This window comes from Prescottella soli (genome assembly GCF_040024445.1).
Lineage (GTDB): Bacteria > Actinomycetota > Actinomycetes > Mycobacteriales > Mycobacteriaceae > Prescottella > Prescottella soli.
This window is the reverse complement of the sequence record NZ_CP157276.1, coordinates 468,554-492,547: the sequence shown is the minus strand read 5'-3', so window position 1 is coordinate 492,547 and position 23,994 is coordinate 468,554. Positions and strand designations below refer to the sequence as shown.

General features: G+C 69.6%; 18 protein-coding genes. 8 read left to right on the top strand and 10 right to left on the bottom strand.

Annotated features, from left to right (window positions below):
- Window positions 1-393 precede the first annotated feature (393 nt).
- The 6 genes from ABI214_RS02280 to ABI214_RS02255 all read right to left on the bottom strand — a co-directional run bounded on the left by ABI214_RS02280 (window position 394) and on the right by ABI214_RS02255 (window position 10,964).
- Window positions 394-4,566: a TIGR02680 family protein gene (locus ABI214_RS02280; RefSeq protein WP_348605735.1), complete on the bottom strand. Its 4,173-nt coding sequence runs from the start codon at window positions 4,564-4,566 to the stop codon at window positions 394-396.
- 13 nt (window positions 4,567-4,579) lie between these two features.
- Entirely contained in the window at window positions 4,580-6,001 is a 1,422-nt protein-coding gene (locus ABI214_RS02275) for a TIGR02678 family protein (RefSeq protein ID WP_348605733.1), read from the bottom strand.
- Window positions 5,998-7,446: a TIGR02677 family protein gene (locus ABI214_RS02270; RefSeq protein WP_348611156.1), complete on the bottom strand. Its 1,449-nt coding sequence runs from the start codon at window positions 7,444-7,446 to the stop codon at window positions 5,998-6,000. Before ABI214_RS02270 ends, ABI214_RS02275 begins: the two co-directional genes overlap by 4 nt.
- 121 nt (window positions 7,447-7,567) lie before the next feature.
- Window positions 7,568-8,638: a hypothetical protein gene (locus ABI214_RS02265; protein ID WP_348605731.1), complete on the bottom strand. Its 1,071-nt coding sequence runs from the start codon at window positions 8,636-8,638 to the stop codon at window positions 7,568-7,570.
- Between the two features lie 257 nt (window positions 8,639-8,895).
- Complete coding sequence (locus tag ABI214_RS02260; RefSeq protein ID WP_348605729.1) at window positions 8,896-10,059, bottom strand: MFS transporter; 1,164 nt, start codon at window positions 10,057-10,059, stop codon at window positions 8,896-8,898.
- A complete protein-coding gene (locus ABI214_RS02255) occupies window positions 10,056-10,964 on the bottom strand; it encodes a PAC2 family protein (protein ID WP_348605727.1) in 909 nt (302 codons plus the stop codon). Before ABI214_RS02255 ends, ABI214_RS02260 begins: the two co-directional genes overlap by 4 nt.
- A gap of 51 nt (window positions 10,965-11,015) precedes the next feature.
- Here ABI214_RS02255 and metH point away from each other — a divergent pair, with 51 nt between their 5' ends.
- The 6 genes from metH to hisG all read left to right on the top strand — a co-directional run bounded on the left by metH (window position 11,016) and on the right by hisG (window position 18,291).
- On the top strand, window positions 11,016-14,585 hold the full coding sequence (metH, locus tag ABI214_RS02250) for a methionine synthase (protein ID WP_348605725.1): 3,570 nt from the start codon (window positions 11,016-11,018) through the stop codon (window positions 14,583-14,585).
- On the top strand, window positions 14,578-15,285 hold the full coding sequence (locus ABI214_RS02245) for an HAD family hydrolase (RefSeq protein ID WP_348605723.1): 708 nt from the start codon (window positions 14,578-14,580) through the stop codon (window positions 15,283-15,285). Before metH ends, ABI214_RS02245 begins: the two co-directional genes overlap by 8 nt.
- Window positions 15,286-15,287: 2 nt before the next feature.
- Window positions 15,288-16,139 (top strand): rhodanese-related sulfurtransferase, encoded by an 852-nt coding sequence (locus ABI214_RS02240; protein WP_348605721.1) that lies wholly within the window; start codon window positions 15,288-15,290, stop codon window positions 16,137-16,139.
- A gap of 19 nt (window positions 16,140-16,158) precedes the next feature.
- Entirely contained in the window at window positions 16,159-17,046 is an 888-nt protein-coding gene (locus ABI214_RS02235; RefSeq protein WP_348605719.1) for a pseudouridine synthase, read from the top strand.
- A 21-nt stretch (window positions 17,047-17,067) separates the two neighbouring features.
- The gene (locus ABI214_RS02230; protein WP_174910124.1) at window positions 17,068-17,349 is read left to right on the top strand and encodes a phosphoribosyl-ATP diphosphatase; all 282 of its coding nucleotides are present in this window, start codon (window positions 17,068-17,070) and stop codon (window positions 17,347-17,349) included.
- Window positions 17,350-17,439: 90 nt separating this feature from the next.
- Window positions 17,440-18,291 carry an ATP phosphoribosyltransferase gene (hisG, locus tag ABI214_RS02225; RefSeq protein ID WP_348605717.1) on the top strand — a complete coding sequence of 284 codons (852 nt, stop codon included), beginning with the start codon at window positions 17,440-17,442 and terminating at the stop codon, window positions 18,289-18,291.
- Between the two features lie 72 nt (window positions 18,292-18,363).
- On the opposite strand, the gene ABI214_RS02220 is transcribed toward hisG, so the two are convergent.
- Together ABI214_RS02220 and ABI214_RS02215 are read right to left on the bottom strand one after the other, a co-directional pair.
- A complete protein-coding gene (locus ABI214_RS02220) occupies window positions 18,364-19,173 on the bottom strand; it encodes a thioesterase family protein (RefSeq protein ID WP_348605714.1) in 810 nt (269 codons plus the stop codon).
- Window positions 19,170-19,988: a RecB family exonuclease gene (locus tag ABI214_RS02215; RefSeq protein ID WP_348611153.1), complete on the bottom strand. Its 819-nt coding sequence runs from the start codon at window positions 19,986-19,988 to the stop codon at window positions 19,170-19,172. Before ABI214_RS02215 ends, ABI214_RS02220 begins: the two co-directional genes overlap by 4 nt.
- 154 nt (window positions 19,989-20,142) lie before the next feature.
- On the opposite strand from ABI214_RS02215, the gene ABI214_RS02210 reads away from it, so the two are divergent.
- The gene (locus ABI214_RS02210) at window positions 20,143-20,997 is read left to right on the top strand and encodes a tRNA (adenine-N1)-methyltransferase (protein WP_348605711.1); all 855 of its coding nucleotides are present in this window, start codon (window positions 20,143-20,145) and stop codon (window positions 20,995-20,997) included.
- A 20-nt stretch (window positions 20,998-21,017) separates the two neighbouring features.
- Here ABI214_RS02210 and ABI214_RS02205 read toward each other — a convergent pair whose 3' ends face one another.
- Window positions 21,018-21,506 carry a nuclear transport factor 2 family protein gene (locus ABI214_RS02205; RefSeq protein WP_348605709.1) on the bottom strand — a complete coding sequence of 163 codons (489 nt, stop codon included), beginning with the start codon at window positions 21,504-21,506 and terminating at the stop codon, window positions 21,018-21,020.
- 183 nt (window positions 21,507-21,689) lie between these two features.
- Here ABI214_RS02205 and arc point away from each other — a divergent pair, with 183 nt between their 5' ends.
- Window positions 21,690-23,453 carry a proteasome ATPase gene (arc, locus tag ABI214_RS02200; protein WP_348605707.1) on the top strand — a complete coding sequence of 588 codons (1,764 nt, stop codon included), beginning with the start codon at window positions 21,690-21,692 and terminating at the stop codon, window positions 23,451-23,453.
- A gap of 17 nt (window positions 23,454-23,470) precedes the next feature.
- Here the strand turns inward: arc and ABI214_RS02195 are convergent, their stop codons facing one another.
- Window positions 23,471-23,977, bottom strand: a complete 507-nt coding sequence (locus tag ABI214_RS02195; protein WP_348605705.1) for an NUDIX domain-containing protein — start codon at window positions 23,975-23,977, stop codon at window positions 23,471-23,473.
- Window positions 23,978-23,994 lie beyond the last annotated feature (17 nt).

The window sequence follows — 23,994 nt, the reverse complement described above, 5'->3', positions numbered from 1 at the left end:
GGGTAGTGGTCGACGTCTGGTCGAAATTGCTCTTACGCGAATCGTTCAAGGTTCGTGCTCCAGCTTTTGGGCTGCAGACGGGGCAGCCGCCGAACGTGAGCACCGGTAGGGTCGAGTAAGTTGTTCTGACCGCTGCATCACCCGGTGGTCACGACAAGGTCACAACCAGATAACAGGCGGAGTCCTGAAGATCGCAAGCTGCGGCGACCCAGATCACAATTGAGTTACATTGTGATCTGGGTCACACGATGTACGGAATGTGTGAGACGCCCGTTCGGGCCGAGTGATGGTCCGCACAGAGGTCGGCGCGCTGCACACACGCGGTCGGTGGGTGCAGCGCGCCGGTTCGGACGGGTCGGTTCTCGGAGTGGCTCTTCGTCGGAGGGGCCCGGGCTAGACCTCGGCGAACTCGAGTCCGCCCTCCGCGGTGGCGGGCACCCGGCGGCGCATCGGCGAGCCGAGGGCGCGGGCCAGGTTGCTGCCGTCGTGCTCCGCGAGCAGTTCGCCGCCGGACCACACGAGCAGCGCCGCGCTCACGCTCTGCTCCGCCGTCGAGTGCGCGAGGTCGTAGTGCGCGCATCCCGGCACGCCCGCGTACGTGATCCACAGGTCGTATCCGGTCATGAACAGATCGAGATCGAACTGCACGCTCAGACCGAGGAGTTCGCTGCGGCCGTTGTCGTCGACGCCGGCGAACGCCTCGTCGAGACCGAGCAGGCGCGGGGAGTGCGGATCCGCCGACGACAACATGACGTGCGCCGCGGCGAACAGCGGCAGGTGCAGCGACACCGACTGCTCACCACCGGACAGCGCGCTGTGCCGGGCCACGGTGAGCCGGTCCTCGCTGCCGTCGCCGCCGATGAGGGTGAACGAGAACACCCGCCAGCGCCGGTAGTCGAGCGCGGACGCCAGGATCTCCGGGTACGACCGCTCGGGATGGGCCGCCCGGGCGATGCGGACCTGCGCCGCGAAATGCGCTCGGATGGTGGCCAATTCGTCCGCACTCAGTGCCGACGGCGCCCGGTCGAGCAGCTTCGACACCGCTCGTGAACTGTCGTCGAGGTTGTCGGCGAGGATCCAGTGGACGCCGATGGTGCTGCCCGACGACATCCGCCGCTCGCGCATCTCGGCGCCCATCTGGGCGATGAGGTCACGGGCGTCGGCGGTGCGCTCGTGGATCTGCTGCGCGAGTCCGGTGAGCAGCGCGTCCTCGAGGATGCGCCGCTCCGAATCCGTCAGCAGCACCTCCTGATCTCGACGCGCCGCGCTGATCCGGGTCGCGAACTCGCCGATCGACGAGTAGCCCTGGTCGTCCTGCACCCGGACGACGGTGAGTCCGTCCGGCGCATCCCACTGCAGCCGGTAGTCCTGGCCGGCCGCGGCGAGCTGGGCGTCGAAGTCCTGCAGCGCCGCCGTGAGCGCCGAGCGGGTCGACTTCTTCGCGTTCTCGCTGGTCTTCACCGACGCCGTCGCCGCGTCGAGCGCCCGGTAGAGAGCCTCCACGTCGGGCGGCAGGATCGGTGCGTCGGGATCGCCCTCGGTGGCGATCCGGTACACCAGCTGATCCGGGCTCAGCCACGCCGCGGAGCTCTGCGGCCACGCGTGCTGGGTCGGGGCGCCGAGCAGATCGAGCAGGTCGCGCCGCGCGTACGGCGCGAGTCGGTCTGCGTCCGAACGGGTTTCGGTCAGCGCACTGCGCAGGGCCTCGATCGCGGCGGCGTGCGCGCCCTCGGCCTTGCCGATCTGCTCGACCGCGGCGTCGTAGGTCTTGCGGGCGGCGCGCTGCTCGGTCTTGCACACCTCGATCCGGGCCCGGGCCTGCTCGAGGTCGGCGTCGATCTGCTCGGCGCTGGCGCCGAGTGCCTCGCGGAGGGTTTCGAGGCGCGAGATCTGCTGCGCGTAGTTCTCCTCGGCGACGGCGGCTTCCTCGACGAACTCCTCGGCGTTCCCGCGCGCCTCCTCGAGGCGGTCGTCGGCCTCCCGATGGAGCTCGAGTTCCTTCTCGTGGTCGCGGCGGCAGCGCAGCAACTGCTCGCCCTGATTCTCGAAGTGCCGGATCGCGGCGGCGAGGGCGTCGACGTCCCGGGCCTGGTGCGACGTGCGGTGCGTGACGGCGACCGCGCGCAGCTGCTTGTCCTTGGCGGTGTGGTCCGCGATCGCCTGGTCGAGTTCCTCGCCGACGGTGGCGGTGGACTCCGACCTTGTGCGCAGGGCACCGGCCGACTCGGTCAGCTTCTTGATCGCGGCGAGCACCCCCGACGGCCGCGGCAGCGCCTTGGCGGCACCGGCCAGGCGGTCGAGGACGGCGACAGTCTCGGCCTCGGCGTCGCGGGCGGCGCTCAGGGCCTCCTCCGCCGCAGCGATCTCGTCGTCGAGTTCCTCGAGGCGTTGGGCGCGCCGGCGCTCGCGGGCGGTGGTGCCGATGTACTCGGCATCGGCCTTGACGTGGCGGCCGCGCTGGACGCCCTGCCAGAAGCGGCCGTCCACCCCGACGCCGACGGCGGCAGCACCACCCGTGCCGGTGCGGTCGAGCGCCACGGATTCCAGGATGGCCTGCACGATCGTCTCCGGCACGCCTGCGTCGGGCTCCACCTCGAGGACCTCGGCGAGGGTCGGACCGTCCGGTCGACGATCCTCGGGCAGCGGCATGAGGAACTGCTCCGACGGGGCGTCCGGGAGCGGACCATCACCGCCGAACACCCAGCCGTCGAGGAGGTTCGCCGCGGCGAGGGCGGACTCGACGCCCGCGGCGACGGCCGGGTCGACGCCGTCCGCGAACCGCACCAGACGCCACAGCGGCGCGCCGGGAAGCTCCGTGCGGTCACCGGTGCGGAACGCGAAACCGGCCGGGGCGTCGTCGTGTTCGGCGGCGACGCGCCGCCGGTCGGCACGCAGCGCGGCGATCCGCTCTGTGGTGGTGGTCTGCTCGGCGGCGGCATCACGGCGGTGCGCCCGCTGGTCGTCGAGCGCCGAATGGGTTTGCTCGTGCAGCACCGTGGCCAGGCTGGGGGAGTCGTCCTCGCCGGCCCGCGCCAGCGCGGCATCGAGTGCCGCGAACAGGTCGGCGGTGACGCCGATCGAGCCGTACTCGGTGGAATGCTCCGTCCACCATCCGCGCAACGCGGCCGCGCAGTCGGCGCGGGCCAGTTCCACGGACGCCTCGGCCTCGGCGACCGCGGCCTGGGCAGCGTCCAGGAGCTCGCGGCCCTTGTCCGCCGCGCGGTCGGCGCGTTCACGCTCGGTGGTCGCCTTCTCGACCGTGGCCAGGGCCGCGCGCACGGCCCGGACGTCGCCGTCGCGTTCCTCGGCGTGCCCCCGGACGGCGGTGGTGATCTGGTCGGCGCGCGCGCCCTCGGGCAACGGGGCCCACGCGATCCCGGCCTGCTCGGCCGCCCCGGCCAGTTCCTCCTCGGCGCGCACCATCGCGGCGCTCGCGCGGCGAACCGCATCGGTCGCGCGCGTGGCCTCGTCGGTCCGCTGCTCGAGCGTCGCCTGCGCCTTGCGTGCCTTGTCGGCCTGCTGTGCGGTCGACACCTTGAGCTGTTCGACGGCGGCGGCGAGGTCGTCGAGTTGCTGCTTGCCCTCGTAGGCACCCGACCGCTGGAGGGTGTCGAGGTCCGCGCGGGCCTGCTCGAGGGCGCGCTCGGCGACGGTGAACCGCTCCTCCGCGAGCAGGCGCTCCTCCTGCCGCGACGTCTGCAGCGCGAGTGCCTGGTCGAGGACCGCCTTCGCCCGGTCCACCGACTCGAGGCGGCGGGCCACCTGCTCGACGTCGGTGCGGGCCTGCTGGGCCAGGTACTTCGAGTACACGGTGACGAAGCTCTGCGCGGCCTGGTCGGCGGCGGCGAGACCTTCGAGTGCGCGGCCCACCTCCTCCATGTCGCTGAACGAGCGGGCCGCCTCGAGTACCAGCTGCTCGTCGAGCGGGCGAAGACCGTCGGTGAGGGCCTGCGACAACCCCTTCGGGTCGAGGTTCTTCGCGAGCTGCGGGCGGCGCAGCGTCAGGATCAGGTTGATCAGCTGGTCGTAGCGTTCGGCCCCGAGGCCGAACAGCCTGGCATCGATGGCAGCGCGGTAGTCGACCGGACGGTCGGTGAGGGCGTCGCTGCCGAGCTGCTCGGCCAGCTGCTTCTTGGTGAGCGGCCGGTCGTCGCTGCCGAGCAGCGAGAAGTCGACGCCCACCCGGCCCTCGGCGACGAAGTACCAGCGGGTGACCTTGTCGTTCTGGCGGGTCGCGCGCATCCCGATGCCGACGGTGACGGCCTCCGGGTCGTCCTGCGGTCCGCGGCAGAACTCCATCCACACGTACGAGTGGGCCGAATCCTGCCCGCGGTAGAGGAGATTCGACTTCATGGTCCGCTCCTCGCCCGCGAACGGGTTGAGGCGCCGCGGCTCGATGCGGCCGTCGAACACGAACGGGAACAGCACCTCGAGGGCCTTGGTCTTGCCCGAGCCGTTAGGCCCGCGCAGCACCAGGCGTCCGTCGGCGAATGAGAACTCCTGGTCGCGGTAGTCCCACAGGTTGACGATCCCGGCGCGGGTCGGCTTGAAACGCGCGTGTGCCATACGAAAGGTGCCTCTACTTCTCTACGGAGGTGGGTTCGTCGGTGCTCGAAGGTTCGCCGAGGACCTGTTCGTGGAACAGGTCGGACTGCGCGGTGCGGTCGCGGATGTTGACCACGACGCCGCGGAATCGCGCGATCGCCGGCAACACCAGGACGCCGTCGTCGACCAGCCGGACCAGGTGCAGGCGGTCGAGCAGCGCCACGGCGCTGCGTTGCAGCCCTGCGTGGTCGGCCTGCCACTGCGCGGCGAACGTGCGGCCGAACTGGCGGACCAGTTCGTCGACGGCCGCCGCCAGCCAGGCGTCGTCGAGCAGCGCGTACCGGGCCGGTTCGGGCCGGTCGTCCACCGGCGTGAAGAGATCGGCGGGGGCGTCCCCGGCGTCGTCGGCGAGGTGCTCGAAGATCCCGGCGCTGGGAATTGCGGCGTCCAGGTGGGCCATCAGGTCGTGCTGATCCGACACGGGAAGCGGGCGCCGGGGGAGTTCGGGCGCATCCAGGTCGAGGACGCGGTCGGCCATCTCGCCGGCCAGCAGCAGCGCGACCTGGGCGACGGTGCCCGTGCTGGGGAAGCGGACGTCCGACATCCGGCCCGACGGGTCGATCATCGCGATGCCCTCGGCCCGGCGCTCGGCCACCAGCCCGGTCAGCTCCTCGACGTCCGCCGCCGTGCGCGGGAGCGCCAGCTGGAGCCGTTCGTCGTCGGTGAACTCGTCGGCGTACACGACGGGACGTTCGACGAGGGCGCGGCGCATCCGGCGCGCGATCTCGCGCGGATCGGTGGGGCGGTACCCGATCTCGTCGTCGAGGGGTTCCTTCTCGCCGGCGAGCAGCGAGCGCACCGACGTCAGGTGCTGCAGGGCCCGCGGTGGGCGGAAGAGCGCGACGACCACCGAGCGGTCGATGTCGTAGAGCGCCTCGCCCGCATCGGGATTCGACGCCCATCCGCCGGCATCGCCGTCGGCGAGGACGATCGCGCCGCGCGCCGCCAGCCAGCCGACCGCGTCGACGAACGCGTCGCGGTCCGCCGCCCGGTCCGTCGACAGCGCCACCCCGGGAACCTGCGCGGCCTCGGCGGCGACGTGATCGGCCAACTCCGACAACGTGATCTGGTTGCCCGCTCGGCCCAGGGCCGCGAGCGCGAGCGCGAGATACGCGTAGCGGTGCCGGTCGAAGGTGCGGTCGTTGGCGGTCCGGGCGGGGGTGCCCGGCGTGAGACGGTCGGCCACCGTGAACAGGCGGGCCGTCGTCTCGGTCACCTCGAGCCGGTACCCGAACAGCTCGAGCAGGTCGTCGCGCAGCTCGGTCGCCCACCGGCGCAGCAGCGGCAGCGCGAGGCGGTCCGGATAGGTCTGCGTCACAAGATGGTTCGACAGGATGACGCGGGCGGCCCGCTGGTACGAATCGAGGTCCAGCGGGGAGACGGTGCGGGCCCTCACTTCACGCTCACCTGCAGACCGTCGAGGTGGAGCCGACCGCGGGCGGTCTGGACCACGGTGGACTCCGCGTGCGGGCTCAGCGTCAACCGCACACCGTTCTCCGACCCGGTCGAACTGGGAATCGTGCCGCTGACCGGCACCCGCGCGGTGAGCGCGGCGTTGAGCAGGCTCAGCAGGACGTCGGTCTCCTCGGCGTCGAGCACGCGGTCGTAGGCGCCGTTCGACGCGAGCGACGACGCCGCGACCGCGCGGGCGCGTTGTGCTGCCAACTGCTCCTCCCGCAGTCGGCGGATGCTGCCCTCGTTGCGCTGCACGCGCGACGGCATGCCGGGCGACGCCGCGCGGCCGGTCTCGGCGAGCGTGCGGGAGATCTCGACGGGCGTCGCGTCCCACCATGACCGCGAGTCGGGGATGATGTCGGCGTCCGGATGGACCATGGACAGGTGCCGCGGGCGACCGAGGTCGAACACCAGCTGGAACAGCGCGTGCGCCGATTCCTCCGTGGGCGTCGCGGCGAACCAGCCGGCGAGGTGTCTTAGCTGGCTCTCGCGGCTCACACCGCCGCGGCGGGTTTCGGTGACTCGGCGCAGCAGTGACAGCACCGCCGCGATCGCGCTCATCGTGCCCTCGCGGAGCCGATCGGATTCGCTCGGGCCGGCGGCCGCGACGAACCACTGGGCCAGGCCCGACCAGCGTGCGCGCCAATCGGATTCGCGCTCCTCGTGGGACATGAACAGACGTTCGTCGCTCGCCGCCGCACGGGCGAGCAGCCCGTCGATCCCGGTGGACTCCACGAGTGCGATCGCGGCCGAGAGCTTGGGGGCGTAGCGGGCGAGGTCCGAGCTGAACTCCCGCATGTGGCTGAGCAGCGCGTCCTTGTGTACGAGGAACGCCTCGGGCGTGATCTCCGTGGTGCGCACCAGGTCCCCGAGCATCAGGTAGAACTGCGCGGCCCGGGCGGCCATGTCGGTCAGCGTCGAATCCAGGCGGGCGAGCTTGCGGTAGATCAGGTCGTCGTCGCCGCGCCGGTTGGCCTCGGCGAGTTCCTCGAGGTCGGCGAGTAGATCGGGCAGCGCGAGTCGGGACAGGGTCGCGTCCTCGAGCCGGGCGCCGAGGAGGTCCTCGACGGCGCGGAACGCCAGGTAGCCCGCCTGACTGAACTGGTAGACGAAGTGCCGGTTGCGGTACTCGGCGAGAGTGGCCGCGCGGCTGCCGTCGTAGCTGCGTTCCAACACGCCCCACGTGTGCAACTGCTCCAGCAGCGGGGTGATCTCGGCCGCGGTGAGCGCGCCGTGCGGGTCGTCACCGGCGATGCGCGTGAGGATGTCCGCGACCTCGCCGGCATGCAAGAGGACCACGTAGTTCGCGCGGGCGTTGTCGAACGCGCGCAACACCCACAGGTACTCGGCGCGCTTCTCCGCCGTGGTGAAGGAGAACAGTCGCAGCCGGTCCTCACGCGCGGCGAATTCGACGTCCGTCGACGACCCGGCCGTCCTCGTGTCACCTGAATCGCTCACCGTCACAGCCTAGGGCGTCGCCCGGTCCGTGAGCGAACACGCCGGTCGGTCATCGGGTGCGCCGAGTGGCACGGCGCCACGACGATTCGTCCGCGGTGAGTGCTGTCAGCAGGTACTCGGCGGCGTCGGGGTGGCGGAACGGGCCGGCGACCAGGTCCGCGTACGCGTGCGCGGGGGAGACGCAGCGCAGCCCGTCGCGGTACTGCATGCGCTCGAACACCACCGCCGACCACGGGGTCGCCACCACCACGTCGGCCCCGCCGTCGACGGGCCGCAGATCCAGCGCCGCCGCGAACGCGTCGACGTCGTCGGCGTACACCTCGAGCACACTGGGGGTGGCGTAATCGGTGGCGCCGATTCCGGTGACGGCGTAGCCGAGATCGCCGTTGGTCGCGGCCAGGCGGGATCGCAGGTCGTCGAGACCGCCGGGTGCGGCGAAACTGCGTGTGGCGCAGGGTTTGCGATCGGCAGCCCACGCGCGCAACATGTGCGGCCACCGGACGTCGGTGATCGGGCCGCGTGGCAGTCGGGTGAGCAGTTCGCGCTCGAAGAGCACCTCGACCACCCGGTACGCGGCACCCGTGGACGCGCCGGAGACCTTGATGAGTTCCGGGACCGACATCTCGCCGGTGTGGTCGGCGAGCGCGCGGACCACGCGTTCGGACGGTTCGCCGGTGAGTACACCGGACGGCCGGCCGGGACCCCGCCACGGGTCGGCGTCGGCGCCGCGGTTGCGCACCCAGATCGCGGGCCGGGCGGCGACGAGGTTCACGTTGCCCGTGGCGTCCGCGTACGAGATCCCGTGCCCGTCGAGTTGGCGGCGGACCGGGTCCGACAGGTAGTGCGCACACACGAATGCCCGATCGCTGTCGGACAACTCGGCGGAGATGCGGGCGACGTCGCCGCTGAGCACACCCTTCGACGTGACGATCGAATACGAGACCGCCTCGCCGTCGGGTGCCGTGATCAGCAGGCGGGTGGGCGCCGCGGGGGAGCGGGGCCGATCCGCCGACGCCGTCCAGCCGTGGGGGAGGTGGGTCTCGAGCCACGACACCGACCGGCGGTAGATGTCGATGCTCCGTTCGGGCCGCGGATTCGGCGCAACGTCGGGTGTGGTCACATCGGCAACAGTAGCCACTCTGTGCGCAACGGAAACAGAAGATAAGCGGAATCGGCGCCCCGGCGTGTCGGGTGGAAATCTGTGCAGGACGGAACCAGTGGAATATCCGAATAGGCGGGTTGTCGCGTCGGCCAGCCGGGGTGGTGTCGGTCCGCGTGAGACGTCCCGTCGCGAGTGCCGCGCCGACCCGACCGCCTCTACGAGAGGGGTTCTGTCGCAATCGGATCAGATTCGCCCAGCCGTCGTGTGCCGGTGATTCAGGCTGCGGGAGTTGCCGCGCGACCGGGCCGGGGCATGAGAAGCGGAGGGAGTACCGCCAGCAACAGCGCAGGGAGCAGGAAACTCAGGTTTGGGTGGACGGCGTACAGCGGGGTCAAGGCGAGCGGCGCGAGGGCGGCACCGGAGAACCGGAGCGACTGCACCACCGACACCGCGCCACCACGGTTCCCGCCCTCGCCTCCGAGGACCGCGGCGTTGACGCCGACGAGGATGAACTGCGAGGCCACACCGGCTACGAACCAGGCGAGTGCGGCGACGGCGGCGCTGCCGACCGTGCCGACGATCGCCACCAGGGCCGCACCCGCGAGGGCGCCGATCATCACCGTGCGCCGCGCCCCGATCCGGTCGATCAATCTGCCGACGGTGCGGGCGGTGAGGATGCCGGCAACGCCGAACCCGGTCAGCAGCAGGCCGCGGGCGGCGGGGTCCATCCCGAAAACGTCCTCGGCCCGGAAGGCCAGGAGGAACCCCAGACCGCCGAGCGCGCCCCAGCCGAGGAGTGCGACGGCGCCGACGCGGAGCACCTCCGGCCGCAGCGCGTCGCGCAGGCGCGCTCCGGTGTCGGCAGGAATGTCGCGTGCGGCGTCGGGCAGCCCGATCGCCCCGAGCAGTCCGGCGACGAGCGCGATCGCGAGGAACGCCAGGCGCCAGTTCACCTCGGCCGCGAGACCGCCGATGAGCGGTGCGCTCGTCTGGCCGGCCGCCTGCAGCGCCCCGAAGGCGCCCAAGGCGCGGCCGAGCTTCTGCGGCGGCGTCATGGCGGCGAGGGTCGCCAACAACAGGGGAGTGGTGAAGGCGTTCGAGCATCCCTGCAGCACCCGCGCGCCGAGGAACAGTTCCAGCGTGGGCGCCGCGAAGCACGCAACGGATGTAGCGAGGTACACCCCGTACGCGGTGCGCACCGTCCGCATCCGCCCCCAGCGCGCGCCCAGGGTCCCGGACACGAGCATGACCAGCGCGAACGGCAGCAGGTAGGCCGTCAGTGACGTCGCGGCCGCGGATGCGTCGACGCCGAGTCCGTCGCCGATCTCCGGCAGCATCGACGTGACGACTCCGCCGCCGAACGGGCCCAGGAATCCGCCGGCGTAGAGCGCGGCGAGCTGGACGCGGGTGCGAAGGCGCGGCGAGTCTGCGCCGCTCACGCTCCGAATCGTCCGGGTCCGCGGCGGCGCAGGTACCGCTCGAACTCGGCGGCGAGCGCATCGCCGTCGATCTTGGAGATGGCGTCCGAGATGTCGGCCTCGGCGTCGCCGCGCTCCTCGAGGGTGCGGACGTACTCCGCGATCTCCTCGTCGTCGCGGGTCATCTCCGACACCGACTCCTCCCAGTCCTCTGCCTGGTTGGGCAGGTCACCGAGCGGCACCTCGACGTCGAGGACGTCCTCGACCCGCTGCAACAGCGCCACGGTCGCCTTGGGATTGGGCGGCTGCGAGACGTAGTGCGGAACCGCTGCCCAGAACGAGACCGCGGGCACCCCGGCCTTGACGCACGCGTCCTGCAGGACGCCCGCGATGCCCGTCGGACCCTCGTAGCGGGAGTTCTCGAGATTGAAACGCTCGGCGGCCTCGACGCTGTACGCGGTGCCGGTCACGGGGACCGGGCGGCTGTGCGGGGTGTCGGCCAGCAGCGCGCCGAGGATCACGACCGTGTGGACGCCGAGTTCCTCGATGAACTCGAGCAGTTCCTTGCAGTAGCTGCGCCACCTCATGTTCGGCTCGATACCGCGCAGCAGCAGAACGTCACGTTCGCTGCCGGGCGGGGAACACACCGACAACTGCGTGGTGGGCCACACGATCTCGCGGGTGACGCCGTCGACCTGCCGGATCATGGGGCGATTGACCTGGTAGTCGTAGTAGTCCTCGGAGTCGAGTTCGGCGAGCGGCTCGGCGTCCCACGTGAGCTCGAGGTGCTCGACAGCACCGCTCGCGGCGTCGCCCGCGTCGTTCCAACCTTCGAAGGCTGCGATGAGGACGGGGTCGCGCAGAGTCGGCACTGCCGCATCGGTATCGGCCGATGCAGTGGTGTCGGGGAACTCGGGGGAACTCACGTACCCAGCCTACGACCAGGCGCCGTCGGACCGCCCACTACTCTGGACGGCATGTCTGCACCATTCCACTCTGCCCTGCTCGATGCGCTGAAACAGCGTGTTGTGATCGGCGACGGCGCCATGGGCACGATGCTGCAGGCCGCGGATCTGACTCTCGACGACTTCCTCGGGCTCGAGGGCTGCAACGAGATTCTGAACGAGACGCGCCCCGATGTGCTGCGCGACATCCACCGCGCGTACTTCGAAGCCGGCGCCGACGCGGTCGAAACCAACACGTTCGGCTGCAACCTGCCGAACCTCGCCGACTACGACATCGCCCACCGCATCCGGGATCTGTCCGAGCGCGGCACCCGCATTGCGCGCGAGGTCGCCGACGAGATGGGACCGGGCCGGGACGGGATTCCCCGGTTCGTCCTCGGTTCGATGGGTCCGGGCACCAAGCTGCCCACGCTCGGCCACGCGCCGTTCTCGGTGCTCCGGGACGCCTACACCGAGTCCGCACTCGGCATGATCGAGGGCGGCGCGGACGCGATCCTCGTCGAGACCTGCCAGGACCTGCTCCAGGTCAAGGCGGCGATCATCGGCAGCCAGAACGCGATGGAGAGGCTCGGCCGACGGCTGCCGATCATCACCCACGTCACGGTCGAGACCACGGGCACCATGCTCCTGGGCAGCGAGATCGGTGCGGCGCTCACGGCGCTCGAGCCGCTCGGCATCGACATGATCGGCCTCAACTGCGCCACCGGTCCCGACGAGATGAGCGAGCACCTGCGGCACCTGTCGCGGCACTCGACGCTGCCGGTGTCGGTGATGCCGAACGCCGGCCTGCCCCAGCTCGGCCCGAACGGCGCCGAATACCCGCTCACGGCAGAGGAACTCGCCGTCGCGTTGTCGGGCTTCGTGAGCGAGTTCGGTCTCTCGCTCGTCGGCGGCTGCTGCGGTACGACGCCCGAGCACATCCGTCAGGTCGCCGACGCCGTGCGCAAAGTGGAGCAGGCCAAGCGCAACCCGCAGCCGGAGGACGGCACCTCGTCGCTCTACCAGGCAGTGCCGTTCGATCAGGACGCCAGCATCCTGATGATCGGCGAACGCACGAACTCCAACGGCTCCAAGGCGTTCCGCGAAGCGATGCTCGCCGAGGACTACCAGAAGTGCATCGACATCGCGAAGGACCAGACTCGCGACGGCGCGCACATGCTCGACCTCAACGTCGACTACGTCGGTCGCGACGGCGCGGCCGACATGGCCGCGCTCGCGAGCCGGTTCGCGACGGCGTCGACGCTGCCGATCATGCTCGACTCCACCGAGCCGGACGTGCTGCGCGCCGGTCTCGAGCACCTGGGCGGCCGCTGTGCCGTCAACTCGGTGAACTACGAGGACGGTGACGGCCCGAACTCGCGCTACCAGCGGATCATGAAGCTGGTCAAGGAGCACGGTGCCGCGGTGGTCGCGTTGACCATCGACGAGGAGGGCCAGGCCCGCACCGCCGAGCACAAGGTGCGGATCGCCGAGCGCCTCATCCAGGACATCACCACCACGTGGGGACTGTCGCAGTCCGACATCATCATCGACGCGCTCACCTTCCCGATCTCGACGGGCCAGGAGGAGGTGCGCCGCGACGGTATCGAGACGATCGACGCGATCCGCGAGATCAAGCGGCGCTACCCGGACGTCCACTTCACCCTCGGCATCTCGAACATCTCGTTCGGCCTCAACGCTGCTGCCCGGCAGGTGCTCAACTCTGTGTTCCTGCACGAGTGCACCGCTGCCGGTCTGGACACCGCGATCGTGCACGCGTCGAAGATCCTGCCGATGGCGCGCATTCCGGACGAGCAGCGCGAGACGGCGCTCGACCTGGTGTACGACCGTCGCCGCGAGGGCTACGACCCGCTGCAGAAGCTGATGGAATTGTTCGAGGGTGTCTCGGCGGCGTCCGCACGCGAATCACGCGCCGAGGAACTGGCGGCACTGCCGCTGTTCGATCGACTCGAGCGCCGCATCGTCGACGGCGAGCGCAACGGACTCGAGGCCGACCTGGACGCGGCGATGCTCGAGCGTCCGCCGCTCGAAATCATCAACGAGACACTGCTGTCGGGCATGAAGACGGTCGGCGAGCTGTTCGGCTCCGGCCAGATGCAGCTTCCGTTCGTGCTGCAGTCGGCCGAGGTCATGAAGGCCGCGGTCGCGTACCTCGAACCGCACATGGAGTCCACCGGCGACGACGGCAAGGGCCGCATCGTGCTCGCGACCGTCAAGGGCGACGTCCACGACATCGGTAAGAACCTCGTCGACATCATCCTGTCCAACAACGGGTACGAGGTCGTCAACATCGGCATCAAGCAGCCGATCGCGACCATCCTCGACGTCGCGCTCGACAAGAAGGCCGACGTCATCGGCATGTCGGGTCTGCTCGTGAAGTCGACCGTCGTGATGAAGGAGAACCTCGAGGAGCTCAACGCGAAGGGTGTCGCGGAGCAGTTCCCGGTCCTCCTCGGTGGCGCGGCACTGACCCGCTCGTACGTCGAGAACGACCTGTCCGACGTCTACCAGGGCGAGGTGTCGTACGCGCGGGACGCGTTCGAGGGCCTGCACCTGATGGACACGATCATGGCCACCAAGCGCGGCGAGGGCCCGGCGCCGGACAGCCCGGAAGCGTTGGCGGCCGCGGAGAAGGCGGCCGAGCGCAAGGCGCGGCACGAGCGGTCGAAGCGGATCGCCGAGAAGCGCAAGGCCGACGCTGCGCCGGTCGAGGTGCCGGAGCGCTCCGATGTCGCGAGCGACATCGGCGTTCCCACGCCGCCGTTCTGGGGCACCAGGATCGTCAAGGGCATCGCCCTGGCCGAGTACTCGGGGCTGCTCGACGAGCGCGCCCTGTTCCTCGGCCAGTGGGGTCTGCGCGGCCAGCGGGCCGGCGACGGCCCGACGTACGAGGAGCTGGTCGAGACCGAGGGCCGGCCGCGTCTGCGGTACTGGCTGGACCGGCTCAGCACCGAGGGTGTGCTCCACCACGCCGCCGTGGTGTACGGGTACTTCCCGGCCGTGTCCGAGGGTGACGACGTTGTCGTGCTCACCGAGCCGGATCCGGATGCGCCCGAACGCTTCCGGTTCACGTTCCCGCGCCAGCAGCGCGACCGCTTCCTGTGTATCGCCGACTTCATGCGCTCGCGGGAGGACGCGCGCAAGACCGGGCAGGTCGACGTGCTGCCGATGAACCTGGTGACGATGGGGCAGCCGATCGCGGACTTCGCGAACGAACTGTTCGCCGCCAACGCGTACCGCGACTACCTCGAGGTGCACGGCATCGGCGTCCAGCTCACCGAGGCGCTCGCGGAGTACTGGCACCAGCGGGTCCGCGAGGAGCTCATCATGCCGGACGGCCACCACGTGTCCGACGAGGATCCGAAGAACGTCGAGGACTTCTTCAAGCTCGAATACCGCGGCGCGCGTTACTCGTTCGGCTACGGTGCCTGCCCGGACCTCGAGGACCGGCGCAAGCTGGTCGCGCTGCTCGAGCCCGAGCGGATCGGCGTGGAGCTGTCCGAGGAAGTGCAGCTGCACCCCGAGCAGTCCACCGACGCGTTCGTGCTGCACCACCCGGAGGCCAAGTACTTCAATGTTTGATCGAACTGGGACGGCGTCGGGCAGGCCTACGGGCACCCTCCGCGCGGTCCTGTGGGACATGGACGGCACGCTCCTCGAATCCGAGAACCTGTGGGACATCGGCGTCCGGGAGTTGTCGCTGCATCTCGGTGGTCCGATGTCGGAGGAGACCCGCCAGGCGACGATCGGCGCGTCCAGCTACAACGCACTCACGACGGTGTTCGCGTCGCTCGACCTGGATCCGCATCCGGACGCGCTGGCCGACGCGAAGAACTGGCTGTACGCCCGGATGGGGGAGCTGTTCGAGGCCGGACTGCCGTGGCGGCCCGGTGCGCAGCAGGCGTTGCGCACCGTCCGCGCGGCGGGACTCGGCTCGGCACTCGTGACCAACACCGACCGCGAGTTGTGCGAGTTCGCGCTCGACACGCTCGGGCGCGAGCACTTCGACCACTCGGTGTGCGGTGACGAGGTGCCGGCCGGCAAGCCGGACCCGGCGCCGTACCTGCGTGCCGCGCAGTTACTCGGCGTCGACCCCGTGGACTGTCTCGCAGTGGAGGATTCGCCGACCGGTGCGGCCGCGGCCGATGCCGCGGGCTGCACCGTACTGGTGATCCCGTCGATCACCGATGTGCCGGCCTCCGCGAAGCGGGTGTTCCGCACGACACTCGAGGGCCTCACCGAATCCGACCTGGTCGCGCTGCACCGGCAGGAGGTGGCCTGACCGTGGCGACGCCGAAGATCGTTCTCTTCTACCGGTTCACGCCGCTCGCCGATCCCGAGGCGATCCGGCTGTGGCAGCACACGCTGGCCGAGTCGAACAACCTCAAGGGCCGGATCCTGATCTCCGAGCACGGCATCAACGCGACCGTCGGCGGCGACATCGCCGACGTCAAGCGGTACGTGCGCGGCACTCGGTCGTACGGGCCGTTCAAGGACGCCGACATCAAGTGGTCCGACGGCGCCGGTGACGACTTCCCGCGCCTGTCGGTGAAGGTGCGTCCGGAGATCGTCACGTTCGGCGCCCCGGACGAGCTGAAGGTCGATGCCGACGGCGTCGTCGGCGGCGGTGTCCACCTGTCCCCGAACGAACTTCACGAACTGATGGCGCTGCGCGCCGGCGACGTCGTGTTCTTCGACGGGCGCAACAAGTTCGAGGCCGAGATCGGGCGGTTCCGGGACGCGGTGGTGCCCGACGTCGCGACCACGCGCGACTTCGTGTCCGAACTGGACAGCGGCCGCTACGACCACCTCAAGGCCAAGCCGGTCGTCACGTACTGCACCGGCGGCGTCCGCTGCGAGGTGCTGTCGGCGCTCATGCGCAACCGCGGATTCGAAGAGGTGTACCAGCTCGACGGTGGAATCGTCCGCTACGGAGAGGCTTTCGGTGACGAGGGTCTGTGGGACGGCTCGCTGTACGTGTTCGACCAGCGCATGAACCTCGACTTCACCGACAAGGCGGTGACGCTGGGCAGGTGCACGCTGTGTCAGGCGCCCACGTCGCGGTACCGCAACCATCCGGACGTCAACGGGCGCGAGCTGACGCTCGTCTGCGAGACGTGCGTCCCCGACGCGTGACGCCGCGGGAGCGCTGACGATGGCACGCGCGCCGCTGCCGGTGCGGGACGGACTCGGCCCGGACCGCCTCCGGATGCCGGCCGAAGTCACGGCTCCCACGATCGTCGAGTACCTGTCGACGCATCTTCCGGACGAGGACTGGGCGGGCCGGATCGCCGCCCGCGAAGTGGTCGACGAGCACGGCCGGGTCGTCGACCACGACACCCGCTACCAGCCCACGCGATTCGTATACTTCTACCGGGAGCCGGCGCCGGAGGTGCCGGTACCCTTCGCCATCGACGTCCTGCACCACGTCGGTGGTCTGGTCGTCGTCGACAAGCCGCACTTCCTGTCGACCATCCCGCGGGGCGCGCACATCCGCGAGACGGTGGTGGTGCGACTGCGCCGCGAACTGGACCTGCCGGACCTGGTCCCGGTGCACCGGCTGGACCGGATGACCGCCGGCGTGCTGCTGTGCACCGCCGATCCCGCGTTGCGTCGTCCCTACCAGGAGATGTTCGAGCGGCAGCGGGTGCGCAAGGTGTACGAGGCGATCGCGCCGTACCGCGAGGGCGTCGAATTCCCGCGGACGGTGCGCAGCAGGATCCGCAAGGTACACGGGGAGCTGACGGCGTACGAGGAACCGGGAGAACCGAATTCGGAGACGCTGATCGAGATGGTCGAGCGCCGCGGCGATCTCGCCCGCTACCGGCTGCGCCCCCGGACCGGCCGGACGCATCAGCTGCGGCTGCACCTGAATTCCCTCGGTGCGCCGATCGTCGGCGACAACTTCTATCCGCAGTTCCGGCGCCGCGATCCGGACGACTTCACCGACCCACTGCGGCTGCTCGCCCGCAGCCTCGAGTTCGACGATCCGGTCACCGGCGAGACCAGGCGGTTCGAGAGCCGGCGGGTCCTGGAGTACTGAGTGCGGGCTGTCCGGTGTCTCGTGAGACAATCGATACCCGTGAAGACCTTCGAATCCCTGTTCGCCGAGCTGACCGAGCGCGCCGCCTCCCGCCCCGAGGGATCCGGCACCGTTGCCGCGCTGGACGCAGGTGTCCATGCGCAGGGCAAGAAGGTGCTCGAGGAGGCCGGCGAGGTCTGGATCGCCGCCGAACACGAGAGCGACGAGGCTCTGGCCGAGGAAATCTCTCAGCTGCTGTACTGGGTCCAGGTCCTGATGGTGGGCAAGGGACTGAAGCTCGAGGACGTCTACCGACATCTGTGACGGCATCCGTCGTCACCACTGACGGCTGCCGGTGATCGGAAGTTCCCGTCGACCAACCTCAGCCACATCGTCCCGGAAGGACCACCCCACATGCTGCGCGTCGCAGTACCCAACAAGGGATCGCTCTCGGAATCGGCCAGTCAGATCCTCGCCGAAGCCGGATACCGCCGCCGCACCGATTCGCGTGACCTCACCGTCCTCGATCCCACCAACTCCGTCGAGTTCTTCTTCCTGCGCCCCAAGGACATCGCCATCTACGTCGGCTCGGGCGACCTCGACCTCGGCATCACCGGCCGTGATCTCTCGCTCGACTCGGGCGCCCCGGTCACCGAGCGGCTCGCGCTCGGATTCGGGGGGTCGACGTTCCGCTACGCCGGTCCCGCGGGCAAGGAGTGGAAGGTCGAGGATCTGGCGGGTCTGCGGATCGCCACGTCGTACCCGAACCTGGTGCGCTCGGATCTCGCATCCCGCGGCATCGAGGCCACCGTCATCCGTCTTGACGGCGCCGTCGAGATCTCGATCCAGCTCGGTGTCGCAGACGCGATCGCCGACGTCGTCGGATCCGGCCGCACGCTGCGCCAGCACAACCTCGTCGCGTTCGGCGACGCCCTGTGCGATTCGGAGGGTGTGCTGATCGAGCGTGAGGGCTCCGACCGGGACGACCGCGCCCGCAACCAGCTGATCGCGCGCGTCCAGGGCGTCGTGTTCGCTCAGCAGTACCTGATGCTCGACTACGACTGCCCCAAGGGCGTTCTGGACGAGGCCGTCAAGGTCACCCCGGGACTCGAGTCGCCGACGCTGTCGCCGTTGGCCGACGAGAAGTGGGTGGCGGTGCGGGCCATGGTGCCGCGCAAGGGTCACAACGCGGTGATGGATCAGCTGGCGGACCTCGGTGCCAAGGCCATCCTGGCGTCGGACATCCGTTCCTGCCGCGCCTTCTGACGCGACGCCCCAGAACTTCGACGGCGGTGGTTCCCGGATCCGGGAACCACCGCCGTCGGCGTACTAGGGCCCCTAGCGGGCGCGAACCTGGAGGGTCTGATTGATCCGTCCGACGGCGCCGGTCTCGTCGTAGAGGACGCCGGCACACATGCCGACACCGTCCGGCCCGTACGACGTCTCCGACGACAACCCGATCCACTCGCCCTCGGGCACACGGAACAGGTGCACCGTCAGGTCGGTGTTCAGGAACGTCCACTCCTCGGGGTGAATCTTGGCGCCGGCGCCGTTGGAGACGTCAGCGACCGTGAACAGCCGCTGGATCGGGGTCAGCGACTCGCCCTCCACCAGAACAGGAATCGGGCGCGCCCACATCTGACCGGGCCCCTCGCAGCCGATCTCGGCGAGCCAGCGCCACTCCAAGCTCTTCACGAATCCGGTGCCCCAGAACAGTCCGCCCAGATCGACCTCGTGCGACTCCGCCACTGGGCGCAGGGGAGCGTCGGCCGTGTGTACGACGGCCGTGGTATCGACGGTCTCCATGCGCCATCCGGTGCCGCGCGCAACCGCGCGCGCCGTGCCGTCGGGACCTGTGGCCCACAGTTCGGCGACGACGAGCTCGACACGCTTGCCGGGGCGTTCGACCCACGAGCGGACCTCGATCTCGCTGATCGGGATGGGCCCCAGGATCTCGACGACGACCCGGGTCAGGCGGGTGTCCGGGCGATGGGCGCAGCGCTCGAGGGCGCGCACCAGCAGTGCCGACGGCGGGGCGCCGTGCTGCATCGTGTCGGCCCACGTGCTCGCGGTCAGCGGGGTCGACTCGAACCGTTCGACACCGTCCGACGCGGCTCCGAGTGGAATGTAATAGGCCAGATCGCTCACTCGACCGTCTCCTCGAAATCCGAACTCGCCCCGGGGGAGACGTCCGGCCAGCCCGGATACGGGGGCGGTGTTCCTCCGAAGGCCGGGCAACGGGTCTTATGGTCGCACCAGTCACACAGGCGGCTCGGATTGGGGCGGAAGTCGCCGGAGTCGCCGGACGCGACGATCGCCTTCCAGATGGCCGAGAGCGTCCGTTCGAACCTCCGCAGTTCGTACTCGTCCGGGTGGTACGTCAACGCCTGTGCGTCCGCGAGGTACAGCAGTTGCAGTTGCGCGGGCACCACTCCGCGGGTGCGGAGTATGACGAGCGCATAGAACTTCATCTGGAACAGGGCCTTGGTCTCGCCCATCTCCCACGGCGCCCGGCCGGTCTTGTAGTCGACCACCCGCACCAACCCAGTGGGGGAGACGTCGATGCGGTCGACGAAACCGCGCAGAAGCACGCCGTCGTCGAGTTCGGTCTCCACCCGCAACTCGCACGCCTCGGGCTCGAACCGCGTGGGGTCCTCGAGCTTGTAGTAGCCGGCGACGAGTCGACGTGCCTCGGTGAGGAAGCGTCCGCGCTCGTCGGGTGCAATCAGGTCCGCGAGCTCCGGCGACTCTGTGAGTAGCCGGTCCCACGCGGACTCGACGAGGGCGCGGGCCCGGTCCGGCACCCGCTCGGCGGCCGGCAGCACGAACAATGCCTCGAGCGCCGCGTGCACGACGGAACCCTTGACCTGCGCCTTCGACGGCGTCTCCGGGATCCGGTCGAGGGCGCGGAACCGGTAGAGCAGTGGGCACTGCTTGAAATCGCTCGCCCGAGACGGCGACAGTGCGAGCCGGCGTCGCGGTGCCGGGTCGTGCGTTCGACTGCCGCCGGCATCGACGTAGGCAGGGGGCGTCGGAACTGTCGTGCTCACACCTGGCAGGCTATGCGCTGGGCCCGACACGGTGTCGGGCACCACGAACGAACGGAGTTGGCTCGAGATGGCATCAGGCGGACTGGGACGTAGCGGACCGTTTCAGGTCGGTGACCGCGTCCAACTCACCGATGCCAAGGGCCGCAAGTACACCGTGGTTCTCGAGCCGGGCAAGGAGTTCCACACGCACCGCGGCGGGATCCTGCACGACGCGCTGATCGGAACGGACGAGGGCAGCGTCGTCACCTCGACGAACGGGACCCCGTACCTGGCGCTGCGCCCGCTGCTCACCGACTACGTGCTGTCGATGCCGCGTGGCGCCCAGGTCATCTACCCGAAGGACGCGGCGCAGATCGTGCACGAGGGCGACGTGTTCCCGGGTGCGCGGGTGCTCGAGGCCGGCGCCGGTTCGGGGGCCCTGACGTGCTCGCTGCTGCGCGCCGTCGGACCGACCGGACGGGTCATCTCGTACGAGGTGCGTGAGGATCACGCCGAGCACGCGGTGCGGAACGTGGAGACCTTCTTCGGGGAGCGTCCCGAGAACTGGGATCTCACCGTGGCCGACCTGGCGGAGTTCGACGCGGACGCGGCCGGCGGCAAGGTGGACCGCGTCGTGCTGGACATGCTCGCGCCGTGGGACGTCCTGCCGACCGTCGCGAAGTCCCTCGTCCCGGGTGGCGTGCTGGTGGTGTACGTGGCCACCACGACGCAGCTGTCGAAGGTCGTCGAGGCGATGCGCGAACAGGAATGCTGGACCGAGCCCCGGTCCTGGGAGTCGATGGTCCGCGGCTGGCACGTGGTCGGCCTCGCGGTGCGCCCCGAGCACCGGATGCAGGGCCACACCGCGTTCCTCGTCACCGCGCGTCGACTCGCCGAGGGCACGGTGACCCCCAAGCCGCAGCGCCGCCCCAGCAAGGGCTGACGCCGCGGCGGGGCGGTCCGTCAGGAGCAGCTCACGCGGCCCATGCCGAAGAGCTCGCAGGTCGAGGCGTCGGAGATCACCCATTGGCCGTTCACCTGAGTGAACGCGACCGGGACCGGCGCTCCGCCGTGCGGGCCCGCGATCTGGGTGACGGCGGTGACGGTGCCGTTCTCGCTCTTCACCTCGGTGACCTTCGCCGTCAGCGGGTAGCCGGCGAGAACCCCGTTGAACTGCTCGACCGTGGCGGTGCGCTGCGCGCCGTTCTCGATCACCGTCGTCTTCTCCGCGACCGGGGCGGCCGGGTCGAGGAAGACCGTCAGCTGCTTCTCGAGGACCTCCGCCGAGGGCGCTGCTGCTGCGGCAGCAGCGGTCGAGGTCGTCGCGCTCGTCGTGGACGACGCGGCCGAGGTCGTGTCGGCCTTGTCGGACGAGTCGTCGGAGCTGCAGGCGGTCATTCCGAGAGCGGCGACCAGCACACCGGCGGCGACGAGGGACTTGCGGATGATCACAGTGAGGCCTTTCGTTGGGGGTCGATCGGAGATGACCGGCCGCTAGGAAGGCTAGGCTAACATGGGTGGAGATGCCGGTCTCGAGACCGAAGAGTGATACCGGCACCCGTTCGAACACGTGTCGCACCCCGCTTTGCCCGTCGTGCCGGTAGCGTTGATAGATCGGACTGGGAGGAGCTGCAGATGAACCCGACAGAGAATCCGGACCCGGTTGCGGCGGCGCGCGAACTCGACGCAATGAGGGCGGAGACAGCGGCACTCCGTAGGCAACTCGCGGAATCGCCCGAACAGCTGCGTGAGCTCGAGTCGCGGGTGGACTCACTCACCATCCGCAACGGCAAATTGATGGACACCCTGAAGGAAGCCCGGCAGCAGCTCATCGCCCTGCGCGAGGAGGTCGATCGGCTCGGGCAGCCCCCCAGTGGCTACGGCGTTCTCCTCGGCGTGCACGACGACCAGACCGTCGACGTGTTCACGTCCGGCCGGAAGATGCGTTTGACGTGCTCGCCGAACGTCGATGCCGAATCGTTGTCCATGGGGCAGACGGTTCGTCTCAACGAGGCGCTCACGATCGTCGAAGCGACGACCTTCGAGCGTGTGGGCGAGATCTGTGCTCTGCGTGAGATTCTCGACGACGGTGCGCGTGCGCTGGTCGTCGGGCACGCGGACGAGGAACGCGTCGTGTGGCTCGCGGCGCCGCTCGCCGAGATCGCGGGCGACGACGGCATCAAGGATCCGGACTCCCCGTCGCGCAGATTGCGGCCCGGCGATTCCCTCCTGGTCGACACCAAGGCCGGATACGCGTACGAGCGCATCCCCAAGGCCGAGGTCGAGGATCTGGTCCTCGAGGAGGTCCCCGACGTCGGCTACAACGACATCGGCGGCCTCGGACGGCAGATCGAGCAGATCCGGGACGCGGTCGAGCTGCCGTTCCTGCACAAGGATCTGTTCCACGAGTACGCGCTGCGGCCCCCGAAGGGAGTCCTGCTGTACGGGCCCCCGGGCTGCGGCAAGACGCTCATCGCGAAGGCGGTTGCGAACTCGCTCGCGAAGAAGATCGCGGAGTCCCGTGGCGAGGACAGCAAGGAGGCCAAGTCCTACTTCCTCAACATCAAGGGCCCCGAGCTGCTGAACAAGTTCGTCGGTGAGACCGAGCGTCACATCCGGATGATCTTCCAGCGGGCGCGGGAGAAGGCGTCCGAGGGCACGCCGGTGATCGTGTTCTTCGACGAGATGGACTCGATCTTCCGGACCCGCGGATCGGGCGTGTCGTCCGACGTCGAGACCACCGTCGTCCCGCAGCTGCTGAGCGAGATCGACGGCGTCGAGGGGCTCGAGAACGTCATCGTGATCGGTGCGTCGAACCGTGAGGACATGATCGACCCGGCCATCCTGCGTCCCGGCCGGCTCGACGTGAAGATCAAGATCGAACGCCCGGACGCCGAGTCCGCGCAGGACATCTTCTCGAAGTACCTCACCGAGCATCTCCCGCTGCATGCGGAGGATCTCGCCGAGTTCCGCGGCGATCGTGCGGCGTGCGTGAAGGCGATGATCGAGCGGGTCGTCGACCGTATGTACGCCGAGAGCGACGACAACCGTTTCCTCGAGGTCACGTATGCGAACGGCGACAAGGAGGTCCTGTACTTCAAGGACTTCAACTCGGGCGCGATGATCCAGAACATCGTCGACCGGTCCAAGAAGTACGCCATCAAGTCGGTGCTCGACACGGGCTCGCCCGGCCTGCGCGTCCAGCACGTGTTCGATTCGATCGTCGACGAGTTCTCCGAGAACGAGGATCTGCCGAACACGACCAATCCGGACGACTGGGCCCGGATCTCCGGCAAGAAGGGCGAACGGATCGTCTACATCCGCACGCTGGTCACCGGCAAGAACGCGAGCGCGAGCCGCGCGATCGACACGGAATCCAACACGGGCCAGTACCTCTGACTACGTGTGACGACCGGTCAGTCGAAGTAGTTCTCCAGCAGGACCCGGGTGTCCGGTACGAACGGCCACTCCGGGTCCTGCAGGTGATTCCGCAGATCCTGTTCCGGCCACCACCACCCGTCGGTTATCTCGCTGGCCTGGTGGTGGACGGGGCCGTCGTAGCGCGCTTCGAACGCGTACAGGTGGCAGCGTAGTGGCGCCCCGTCCCACGTCCCGTCCCAGGAGACCCGGGCGATCGGGGTGAGTTCGACGCCGGTGACACCGAGTTCCTCGGCGAGTTCGCGGCGCGCTGTGACTTCCGGCGTCTCGCCGGGATCGACGACACCCCCGGCGAGGCAGTCGTGCATGCTCGCGAAGACGGCCTTGTCCGGTGCCCGCCGGTGGACGTAGATGCGGGTGCCGTCGAGTGAACGCAGAAGCACACCGGCGCTGGCGTGCCAGAGCCCCTCGGCGTAGACCCGGGTGCGTGGTGCGGCACCGATCACGGTGCCGTGCTCGTCGTAGACCGAGACCACTTCGTCCATGGAGTCATCGTCGCATC